Annotated in this window: 10 protein-coding genes; 2 read left to right on the top strand and 8 right to left on the bottom strand. The window is 45.9% G+C overall.

The genetic code is table 11. The annotated features are described in order from the left end of the window. Window positions 1-266: 266 nt before the first annotated feature. Complete coding sequence (locus tag BUB67_RS16320; RefSeq protein WP_159431802.1) at window positions 267-416, bottom strand: hypothetical protein; 150 nt, start codon at window positions 414-416, stop codon at window positions 267-269. Between the two features lie 121 nt (window positions 417-537). Continuing rightward, window positions 538-2,169: an alkaline phosphatase gene (locus tag BUB67_RS03160; protein WP_073235596.1), complete on the bottom strand. Its 1,632-nt coding sequence runs from the start codon at window positions 2,167-2,169 to the stop codon at window positions 538-540. A gap of 282 nt (window positions 2,170-2,451) precedes the next feature. On the opposite strand from BUB67_RS03160, the gene BUB67_RS16795 reads away from it, so the two are divergent. Beyond that, window positions 2,452-2,715: a radical SAM protein gene (locus BUB67_RS16795; protein WP_238456934.1), complete on the top strand. Its 264-nt coding sequence runs from the start codon at window positions 2,452-2,454 to the stop codon at window positions 2,713-2,715. Window positions 2,716-2,954: 239 nt separating this feature from the next. Next, window positions 2,955-3,314, top strand: a complete 360-nt coding sequence (locus BUB67_RS16790; protein WP_238456933.1) for a hypothetical protein — start codon at window positions 2,955-2,957, stop codon at window positions 3,312-3,314. Between the two features lie 57 nt (window positions 3,315-3,371). On the opposite strand, the gene BUB67_RS03150 is transcribed toward BUB67_RS16790, so the two are convergent. The 6 genes from BUB67_RS03150 to BUB67_RS03125 all read right to left on the bottom strand — a co-directional run bounded on the left by BUB67_RS03150 (window position 3,372) and on the right by BUB67_RS03125 (window position 8,258). Continuing rightward, window positions 3,372-3,566, bottom strand: a complete 195-nt coding sequence (locus BUB67_RS03150; protein WP_073235592.1) for a hypothetical protein — start codon at window positions 3,564-3,566, stop codon at window positions 3,372-3,374. A gap of 124 nt (window positions 3,567-3,690) precedes the next feature. Next, window positions 3,691-4,479: an ATP-binding protein gene (locus BUB67_RS03145; protein WP_073235589.1), complete on the bottom strand. Its 789-nt coding sequence runs from the start codon at window positions 4,477-4,479 to the stop codon at window positions 3,691-3,693. Between the two features lie 22 nt (window positions 4,480-4,501). After that, complete coding sequence (gene cooS / locus BUB67_RS03140; RefSeq protein WP_073235586.1) at window positions 4,502-6,430, bottom strand: anaerobic carbon-monoxide dehydrogenase catalytic subunit; 1,929 nt, start codon at window positions 6,428-6,430, stop codon at window positions 4,502-4,504. 138 nt (window positions 6,431-6,568) lie between these two features. Further along, the gene (locus BUB67_RS03135; RefSeq protein ID WP_238456932.1) at window positions 6,569-7,210 is read right to left on the bottom strand and encodes a Crp/Fnr family transcriptional regulator; all 642 of its coding nucleotides are present in this window, start codon (window positions 7,208-7,210) and stop codon (window positions 6,569-6,571) included. A 65-nt stretch (window positions 7,211-7,275) separates the two neighbouring features. Further along, on the bottom strand, window positions 7,276-7,551 hold the full coding sequence (locus BUB67_RS17140) for a helix-turn-helix domain-containing protein (protein WP_274377218.1): 276 nt from the start codon (window positions 7,549-7,551) through the stop codon (window positions 7,276-7,278). A gap of 200 nt (window positions 7,552-7,751) precedes the next feature. Then, window positions 7,752-8,258: a flavin reductase family protein gene (locus BUB67_RS03125; RefSeq protein ID WP_073235580.1), complete on the bottom strand. Its 507-nt coding sequence runs from the start codon at window positions 8,256-8,258 to the stop codon at window positions 7,752-7,754. Between the last annotated feature and the right edge of the window lie 5 nt (window positions 8,259-8,263).

Genomic DNA, 8,263 nt, shown 5'->3' with positions numbered 1-8,263 from the left:
CCGATCTCGCGACCGGAACTTTATCTTACTACAACTTTCACTGTTGTTGCAAGTGAAAGTTTTTGGTAATTTGCTGACCACCTTATCGACGGCAGGAAACTTATCTTACCACTTTCATTTGCTTGTTGCAAGTGGTAATTTTTAACCGCCACCTCGCGGCGACATCTGTTATGTTAACATATTTGTTATCGTGTTGCAAGTGGTTATTTATACTTTTTATGAATGTCCTGCGTTAAAAGAAAAAATACCAACAATGTATAAGGTTTTTAAGTCTTCCTGTGCAGGTCCCAATACTGTCCCGTAGTATTGTCCCGCATATCCAAAGTTGCCAGCAGCATGTCTGCAACTTGCTGCAGTTCTTTATCAATTTCAGGAACAGGCAAATTAACGAAAAGGGCGATACGACAATTATCCATATACCTATTCCCCAAGCTTTTAATGAAATACCGGATCACTTGCAAGCCTTGTAAATTAATAAAGATGGCCCTTCCCCGATTCCGGTTCAAGGGCCATCTTAAATGCTTGATATACAGTCAATTATTTAATTAAACTAACAGCTTCTGATGGTACATAGGTTTTCACACCGTTATCTACGGTTAAGCCGCTCATTTCAACTTTTTTGCCGTCCACAATGGCGATATTGGTATTGAACGGCAGCTCGACTTTCGTGGAACCCTTTGTAACCACCAGGCTAAAGTTTCCGTTTCCGTCGTCTACTTTTTCAACCTTGGCGCCTTTGACTTCAAAGGCAGCCTTTGCATCAACAAAGAGCTTTTTCGTAACTTCGTCCAGGCTTACCCCAAGAACTTTCTCCATGTATCTTGCTACATCCGTATTTTCAATCACTCCTGTGGGACGTTCAACACTACCGGGAGCATAAACGTACAGCACCACATCTTCGCCGGTGTGACCGCCGGTGGTCCAGCCGATATGAGCGCGTTTACTGATGATAGGACCAACGGCATAATTCATGCTGCCGGCTTTTGCTTCTTTAATGGTTTTGATCTCTTCTTCCGTTAAATCGGTAATGCCGAAATAAGTGGCCATGACTTCCTTAATGTTGCTCCTGTTGGCATTAAACTTGGACTCAAGGCCTTCGCCGGTTAATTTCGCTTTCTTTAAAGGAGCGATAAAGGCGGAGAGGGGCTCTTCGTCATAGGTCTTGGTGGTGGCTCTGTCGCCGATGGAGATGCCGCCGTTGCCATGGTCTGTTACAGCGATGACAACCGTATCTCTATTTTTCTTGGCAAAATCCAATGCTGTTTTTACTGCCTTGTCAAAGGCCAGGATGTCACTGATTACACCAATGGGATCATTGGCATGGGCAGCCCAGTCAATTTTACTGCCTTCTACCATTAAGAAGAAGCCGTCTTTATCCTTGGATAGCACTTCGATAGCTTTGGCAGTCATTTCAGCCAGGCTTGGCTGCTCGGCGGGGTTGCGGTCCATATCATAGCTTAAGCTGGTGGGAGAAAACATCCCCCAGATTTTATCGGACTTTGAGTTTTTCATAGCTTCAGGGGTTGTTACATAGTCATAACCCAAGTTTTTAATAATGGAAATTAAATCAGTCTTGTCTTTTCTCCCTTCGGGGCTGAGGAATTTAGATCCGGCGCCCAGCACCACATCAATGCGGTTATAAACCTGCTGTTCACTTAAGTCATCGTAGTTTTTACGGCTGGGAAAGTGAGAAGAAAAAGCCGCAGGGGTCGCGTGCATAATCTCGGAAGTCGCCACCAAGCCGGTTGCCTTACCGGCCAGTTTTGCCGCTTCCAGGATGGTGGCCACGGGTTTCTTTTCATCCCCTTTGGCAATGGGAGCTAAACCGAGCATGTTGGCTGCATCCGGGAGAACTCCCACGTAACCGGTGTGAGATTTATGTCCGGTGGCAAAGGCGGTGCCGGCGGGAGCGGAATCTGCAATGGGCGCATCAGCGGAATAGGTTCTGACCAAACCGCAGGCCATTTCGTCCATGGCCAGGGGAGTGCCGCCTTGGTACCATCTGGCCAGGGTTGTACCGGCCACAGACATGCCATCGGGAATTAAAATAATTACGTTTTTGGCCTTTTGGCCGGCTTCGGCCGGGACCTGCCCGATCCACAGGAACATGCTGAGGAACATGCACAGGGACAGGGCCAAAGCGATACTTTTTTGAGAAATATGTTTCAAGATGAGCGACCTCCTTTTTGAAAATATCTGATATTCATTTTAAACAGCAATTGTTAAATTGTCGGTGGATTTTCTTTAGGGAATTTTTATAATCCGGTTAGAAGAATGTTAGAGATGTAAATAAAGGTTTAATGAGTTGATTGTAAAAGGACAGGGCAGAGTCGCATCCCTTATCTCAAAAGTTTAAAAATAAAACCCAGTGTGCAGTTCGGTAATCTTTTAAGCGAAAACTATGGTAAGATAATTTTCAGCAATTCTATAAATCTACGGGGGTTTGAAGCAATGTTGCTGGATCATGCGCAAGGAATGGTCTTCCGTCCGCCCAGCGAGGCCAATAGTTTTATTTTGCGGATTACGCTGGGCTGCTCGCATAACGCCTGCACTTTTTGCGCCATGTATCGCGGCATTCAATTTCGCACCCGCCCGTTGGAGAAAATTCGTTGTATTGTTGAAAATGCTGCTCAGCGTTCCCCTGATATAAGAAGGGTATTTCTGGGTGACGGCTATGCCCTAATGCTTCCACCAGAAAACTGCTGTCCATCCTAGCCGGGCTGCGAGGCTTTTCCCAAACTTACCCGCGTTACCTGCTATGGAGGTCCCAAGGACATCCTCAGCAAAACGCCTGAGGAATTAAAAGCACTTAAGGAGGCCGGACTGAAAATCATTTACCTGGGTGTGGAAAGCGGCGATGATGAAGTCCTTGCGGGGATCAATAAAGGGGTGGGTGCGGCTGAAATGGTTGCCGCCGGGAGGAATGTGCTTGCCCGGGGATCAAACTTTCTGTCTTGGTGATTCTGGGTCTCGGGGGGAAAACCGGCAGTTATCGGCACGCCACAGGCACCGCCCGGGTTATCAGCCACATCAGCCCGACTATGTTGAGTACACTTACGTTAACGTTATATGACGGTACCACGCTAAAAGAAGCTGCGGACCGCGGCGATTTTTTACCTCTGACGCCCTACGAAACGATGGTAGATTTAAAAGAATTGATTTGCCATATTCGGGTTGCAAACCCTTGTATCTTTCGCAGTGATCATATCTCAAATTTGCTTCCCTTGGCCGGTGTATTGAACAAGGACAGGGATAAAATGCTGCAAGAGATTCATGAGATTTTAGATTTCCTCAAAGATAAACACAATGGGTAAAGAAAAAGTTTTAACCCCACCGCAACGGGTGGGGTTTAGTAAGATATTCTATACGATTTACCTGCGCCAAATATTGCGAAATGAAATGTCCGCCAGTAAATTCTGGCCGGTTTCCCGGCGCTTTTTCATGATGTATCCGATGAAGGCCCCAAGAAAGCTTTCCCAGATCATGGCCACTGCTTTGGCATCCGCTTTGCGCAGTTCTGCCAGCATATTGGAGAGATGTGTTGTTATTTCATCAGTACTGGTCAATCAACCACCGCCTTTAAAATAGCCTACTGTTTATTTTGCAGGAGGTAAAAACAAGGGTCCTTGTCCACTATACCTGCTTGGATGGCTGAAAACAGACGTGACCTGGGTCACGTCTGTTTTCAAATTACAGATGTCGTTCTAAGTTTTCCTTAATTCTTTGAACCTGTTCCACCATTTGGGGGCTGACTTCAAACAGAGATTTCCCGTTCAGGTCAGCGTAAACCGCCTTAGGCTCATAGGGAAGTACACCCAGAATAGGAAGAAAATCTAAAGCCTGCCGGATGCTTTCTTCCTGCCCCGGACGGACCTTGTTGGCCACCGCAAAAACCCTTTGTACGCCCAGGTCTTTGGCCAGTTTGACCGTGGCTTTCGCCGTCTGAAAACTTCGCTGCCCCGGCTCCACCACCACCACAAAGGCATCCACTCCCCGGGCAGTGCCTCGGCTCATATGTTCCAGTCCGGCTTCCATATCTACAATTACGGTGTCGTTTTCTTCCAGAACCAGGTGATTCAGCAAAGTTTTTACGAAGGTATTTTCGGGGCAGTAACAACCGCTGCCACCGGTGGCAGTAAGCCCTAACTGGAGAAGTTTAACCCCTCCCCTTTGTACAACATATTTTTCAGGAATGTCATCCACTTTTGGATTTAGGGTAAACCACTGGCCGCTGGTACCCGGCTCTGCCCCTGTTCTTTCCTTAATAAGTTTTCTGTCTTGAGTAATGGTGGTTACCTGTTCTAATTCCTGCGGCGTAAAACCAAGAGCCATACCCAGGTTGGCATCTGGATCAGCGTCTACAGCCAGGACTTTTTTTCCTTCTTTAGAATAGAGGTGACACAGTAGGGCTGATACGGTAGTCTTGCCTACCCCTCCCTTACCTGAGATTGCAATTTTAAGACCGCATTGTGCTGACATTCATATATCACCTTCTGTGATGTTAGTTTAGACCTAGAGCCTGTCGCTTCATTTTAATTCTATTTAAAATAATTTCGGCTGCTTTAACGGGGTCTTCCTCGTAGATTAACTTACCCCCAAACAGGCCGTCGGTCGTAACCGGGAAGTTCTCCTTATCAGAGGTAAGCACGTTTACCACTAGTGCCGAACCGCTGACCTGTGGATCCACACCGACGTGAACATCCACCCCGTTGGCGATAAAGAACGTGCCAATGGATAATGCCTTGGGGTGATGTGTTTCTGGACAGGAACCGGCTACGGGCAGGTCTTTTATCGCTACGCCAAGGTAATTAGCGAGGGCGGTTAACAAATCCGCCACCCGAGAGTTGTCAACACAGCTGCCCATATGGAGCGCTGGGGGTAGAGCAGGCAAACCATTGGCCTGACCGATGACAGTTAAGATATTTCTCAGGCTATCCCCAGCATACTTTAATCCATCCGGAGATAACAACCCAAATTTCCCCAGGGAGTGGGCTGCACAGCCGGTAGCTACCACCAGAACATTGTTTTTGATAAGTTCCTTCACCAATGCAACGTTTCCACTGTCCTGTTTTACCCGGGGGTTCGTACATCCCACCAGAGCCACAGCCCCGAGAATTTCACCGTTTGCGATTGCCTCTACCAGGGGCTTAAGGGGGTCAACAGCATTCACTGCTTTGAGGGCTTCTACGATTTGTTCAACAGAGAAACCGGCGTATGCTTCGGTAACTTCCTGCGGGATGTTAATTTTCTTTGGGTCTCGCTTCTTAAAGTTGTTAATGGCCCGCATCACAATCTCTCTGGCCGCCTCATCGGCCCTCTCGGTGGTAAACTCCACATGGGTAGCACCGGCAATTTTAGCGTAGGGCAAGGTGGTAATAATTTCCGTGTGATAACAGCTTGCTACTGTCTGTATTCCAGGCATAATACACTGGATATCCACCACCATGGCTTCTAATGCTCCAGTTAAAATGGGCATTTCCTGACTAGCATAGTTCGTAGCTACCGGTACGCCTTTTCTCATAAGCAGTTCATTGCCGCTGCAGCACACGCCAACTACGTTAATTCCCTGGGCCCCTGCTTCCTTGGCTTTATCTGTAAGTTTCCCCGCCCATTCAACCACCTTTTCTGCCAGTAGCGGAATATGTCCGTGTACCGAGAGGTTCACCATTTCTTCTCTAATGACACCAAGACGATACTTAGCCTTCACCGCCCGGGGTGTGCCAAACAGTACATCCTGCAAGTCAGTGGACATATGCAGACCGGCAAATCCATCCACCAACCCCATGGTTACCGCGCCCAGTAAAAGGTTAGCGGGGTCCGCATCACCACCCATAACGGTCCGGGCCATTGCTTTGGCAATTTCCAGGTGAGCATTGACGGGCAGTAACCCCAGCTTCTCCCAGTTTTCAATAGATTTTGCTTGACCCCTTAATTTTAACCAGTTCATGGTTCCATGCTGTTTTTGAAAATCCTCCAACGCCTTGTGAGCTACTTCTCTAGCTAACTGATTAATGTTTTTACCTTCAGTGACCAGCCCCAGTCCTTCCGCAATTGACTTAAGTTTTTCCTCATCTTGTATGGTGTAAGGAGCTTTACCCTCCGCAACTTCCAGGATGGCATGGGCCACTTCCCTAGCGTGTTCGGCATGGCTGGCAGCACCCTCTGTAATGTTGACAAGAAAATTTCTAGCTACAATAGTATCAACATTACTACCACATATACCTGCCTGTGGTCCTTTTCCACCAGGGGCAATGCGACAGGGCCCCTCCAAGCAGTGTTTACAACAGACACCGGTGGAACCAAAACCGCAACGGGTCATTTTAGATGCCCTGTCAAAGGCCGTGTCGATTCCCTCATTACGAGCTTTGACCAGCATTTGCTGAACACCGGTATCCATTGACAAATCCTTGACATCACGAAGTTCTTTCATTAGAAAATCCCCCATTTTTTCTTTGAATATACACCAGGAGATGGCGGGATTTCTGTAAAGTATTTTACGTTTTTATGAAATGTTTTGAATTTTGAAATATTTATTTTGAGACTTACATTATCAAAAACTTTGGTTTTGTTATTTCTCCCTCACTAAGGCCTGGTAGTTTTTAAGTCCCTGAATATCTTTGATAAGAATATTTTTATGTTGAATCTCAAGGAACCCCTGACTGGTCAGATCTTTAAAGAGATTCGCAAGTGTTTGACGTGTGCTGCCTATAATGCTGGCAATTTCCTCCCTGGTAAGATCAAGCTTAATAACGATCCCTTCACGGGTTGAAACTCCATGCTCCCTGGCCCAATCGATTAGCAATGAGGTTAATCTGACACGGGCCTCTTCAAAGACCAAACGCTCAATTACGTCCATAGATCCTTTTAGTGCATCTCCCAATACAGCAGCTAAACCAAACACCAGGTTTGGTATTTTCTTTAGCATATCTTTAAAAACATTCATAGGAATGGCCAACACTTTGACTGGTTCCATGGCCTGTCCAAAGGTACGGGTATGCCCGCTGTAAACATCGCCTGGGTTTAGAATCGTTAACGTAAATTCCTTCCCCATTGGGTAGCTTAAATAAACACGTATCCTTCCTTCAAGTACCAGGAGAATGAATTGGTTATATTTGTCAGGATAAAAAACAACTTCTTTACGGGCAAATGAATATTCCGTAAAGTAGTGTTGGTATTCCTGAAGATCTTCAAGCTGTATACTGCCAAACAACTCTGTATCTCTTAATCCCTTTAAACTCTTTATTATTATCACCTCTGGTTCATAATTGCAGTTTGTTATTCGGTTTCGCCGATTTTAATTCCGCCGTTTTCTGGTTTTCTCAGTTCGGCACTGATCCTTTTTAGGCCATAGGATGGGTGTTCCTGGACAAAAGCCAGGATAGCTTCTTCTCTATCAGGCGGCGTTTGATTAGGCCGGATACCTGGTACACGTTCTTTATCGTGCAATCCGACCTCGCCTTGTTCCTTATATCTAGCCCCCTTGTAACCGGGAAGATAATATTTCTTATTACAATTCGTTGTATTTCTATAATTTTCCTCTTTGGTAGGCAGAATATTCCATGTTTATATTTATGCCCTAAAATTATTAGTACCCATGGGTATAAAAAATAAACTACAAAAACAGAAAACCGGTCACGTGACCGGCAATCAAAGCAACAATTATTAACCAATACTGTTACATATTAACAATTGGGCGAAATCGTTGATACATGTATTCATTCATCTACAATATCATTGTTATTACTAAAAACCTATTCCTTCACATAACAGGCCACAATCTCGCCATAGTACATGACATGATAATCTCCTTTGGAGTAGGCCAGTTTTTTGATGCTTTCCGCCACTAAAGCAGGTTCCATGGACTGCTGGTAAATTACCTTGCATTCATAGTGTAAATCACATTCACCGATAACAGGAGTATTGACCACTTTACCGGGTTCCGGGGTGAGGTTGCATTCTTTAAATTTGTCAAACTCCCGGCCCGATTTGGTGCCGCAGAAAGCCAGCGCTTGCTTCAGGTCCTTGTTAACCGGGATACTTACGGTAAATTCTTTGGCGTTTTCTAACAGTTGATAGGTATACCTGGACTTTCGAACCATCACTACAAAGACCGGCTTTTGCCAGATGAAGCCGATAGTACCCCAGCCGATGGTCATGGTGTTGAGTTTATCTCCGTCTTTTACGGTCAGGAATGCGCCTTTGGGTAGTTGCTCCAGCAGTTCCTTCAGGTGGTCGTTGTACTTGACATCTTCTTTCATTTTCT

The sequence above is a fragment of the Desulforamulus putei DSM 12395 genome (assembly GCF_900129195.1).
GTDB classification, from domain to species: domain Bacteria; phylum Bacillota; class Desulfotomaculia; order Desulfotomaculales; family Desulfotomaculaceae; genus Desulfotomaculum; species Desulfotomaculum putei.
This window is presented reverse-complemented; position numbering and strand designations above follow the sequence as displayed.

Coding starts and splice junctions, on each gene's coding strand:
- BUB67_RS16320 (WP_159431802.1), bottom strand. CDS start 416: ATGGATAATTGTCGTATCGCCCTTTTCGTTAATTTGCCTGTTCCTGAA.
- BUB67_RS16795 (WP_238456934.1), top strand. CDS start 2,452: ATGTTGCTGGATCATGCGCAAGGAATGGTCTTCCGTCCGCCCAGCGAG.
- BUB67_RS03145 (WP_073235589.1), bottom strand. CDS start 4,479: ATGTCAGCACAATGCGGTCTTAAAATTGCAATCTCAGGTAAGGGAGGG.
- cooS (WP_073235586.1), bottom strand. CDS start 6,430: ATGAAAGAACTTCGTGATGTCAAGGATTTGTCAATGGATACCGGTGTT.
- BUB67_RS03125 (WP_073235580.1), bottom strand. CDS start 8,258: ATGAAAGAAGATGTCAAGTACAACGACCACCTGAAGGAACTGCTGGAG.